The sequence below is a fragment of the Thermobacillus xylanilyticus genome (assembly GCF_907165215.1).
GTDB classification, from domain to species: domain Bacteria; phylum Bacillota; class Bacilli; order Paenibacillales; family Paenibacillaceae; genus Thermobacillus; species Thermobacillus xylanilyticus.
On the sequence record NZ_CAJRAY010000029.1, the window covers coordinates 1 to 1,569 of the forward strand.

At 53.9% G+C, this 1,569-nt stretch carries 1 protein-coding gene and 3 tRNA genes; all 4 read left to right on the forward strand.

The annotated features are described in order from the left end of the window. Positions 1-189: 189 nt before the first annotated feature. The 4 genes from KJQ12_RS06570 to KJQ12_RS06585 all read left to right on the forward strand — a co-directional run bounded on the left by KJQ12_RS06570 (position 190) and on the right by KJQ12_RS06585 (position 1,311). Positions 190-266 (forward strand) — tRNA-Met (locus KJQ12_RS06570). Between the two features lie 14 nt (positions 267-280). Further along, positions 281-366, forward strand: a tRNA-Leu gene (locus tag KJQ12_RS06575). Between the two features lie 12 nt (positions 367-378). Then, a tRNA-Leu gene (locus KJQ12_RS06580) sits at positions 379-465 on the forward strand. A gap of 171 nt (positions 466-636) precedes the next feature. Then, a complete protein-coding gene (locus tag KJQ12_RS06585) occupies positions 637-1,311 on the forward strand; it encodes a hypothetical protein (protein WP_015254425.1) in 675 nt (224 codons plus the stop codon). Positions 1,312-1,569 lie beyond the last annotated feature (258 nt).

The following is a 1,569-nucleotide window of genomic DNA, read 5'->3' on the forward strand; positions in this document are numbered from 1 at the left end:
AAGCGCGGCAACGCGTGAAGCTGACGAATACTAATCGGTCGAGGGCTTATCCTAAATTTACCCCACAAAGTGACGATTCGCTTCGAAGCGTATTCCGATTACTTTGCGGGGGCCCCGGAAACGGGTTCAGCTTGAAGCACACGCATTCGCATCCGGTTTTCAGGGTGCAAGACACTCTGAACTTCATGACGCGGGGTGGAGCAGTCCGGTAGCTCGTCGGGCTCATAACCCGAAGGCCGCAGGTTCAAATCCTGCCCCCGCAACCAATTTAACAACTAATGCGGTTGTGGTGGAATTGGCAGACACGCTATCTTGAGGGGGTAGTGGGCTTCGCCCGTGGAGGTTCGAGTCCTCTCAACCGCACCATAACATCCAGACGCGGTCGTGGCGGAATTGGCAGACGCGCTAGATTCAGGTTCTAGTGGTAGCAATACCGTGGAGGTTCAAGTCCTCTCGACCGCACCATACGCACAACATATCCTTCCGATTCGGAAGGTTTTTTTGTTTCAGTCTTCCCGGAGAAGGAAATCGGTTTTGTGCACTATTTAAATCCGGTTTGGCTTGATATATTTCGGATTAGAATTTGCTGTTTTACAATTTTCAACTGATATGATTGCGGAAACAGGAGGCAAGCGCGTGAACATCCCCGACTATTTTTTGCGGCGTCCGGCATTGCGCGATGAAGATTTCGTTCATTTCGAGCGACTGTATAGGCTGATGACGGAGCAAGAGGGCACCCCGGAGTTGACGTATGATCTCTCTGCGCCTAAGTGGATGTTCCTCAGCTGGCTGTGCGAAACGAAAAACATTGTGCTTCACGGGTCAGCCAATCCCGCCATTGCCGAATTTGAACCGCGCCAATCGAACGACGTCAACGAATTCGGCAACAGACGCGCCGTGTATGCGGCATCGGACGGGATCTGGCCCATTTATTTTGCCATCGTGGACCGGGAACGCGTCACCTCGCTGCTGAACGGCTGTTTCCGCATTCCGGATGATGAGGACGGCGGGTATGCATACTACTACTATTTCTCCGTCGACCAGGATGCGCTGCCCCATTTCCCGTGGAAGAACGGCATGATCTATCTGTTGCCTCGCGATTCGTTCGAACAGCAGGCGCCGATCGAGTTCGACGGAACGCTAGTTGAAATGACGCAATGGGCGAGTCCGGTTGCCGTCAGACCGATTGCCAAATTGGTCGTAGAGCCGGATGATTTTCCTTTCCTTTGCCAAGTGGAAGGTCATGACCCCGCGCTTGTTGCCGAGCGGGCAAAACGGGACCCGGACGGGTTTCCGTGGCGGACGCCGTGATTCCGCCGCGCCTCCGTTCTGAAGCGATTTGATTGATAGCGTGAACATGCTGCTCGCTGTCCATGTGATCGCCAACCGGATGATCTGCCGGCTGTCAGGGGAAAAATTCGTGCGGCTTTGTACGGGACAGATGGCCGAGTACGGGAGAGCATTCGCCGGGAGCTTGTGCGGACGGAACAGCAGGGAACCGCAGAAACGGTCTGTCAATCGTCTGTGAAAATGTCACCTTAACTCGTCTGTGAAAATGTCACTTTTTGA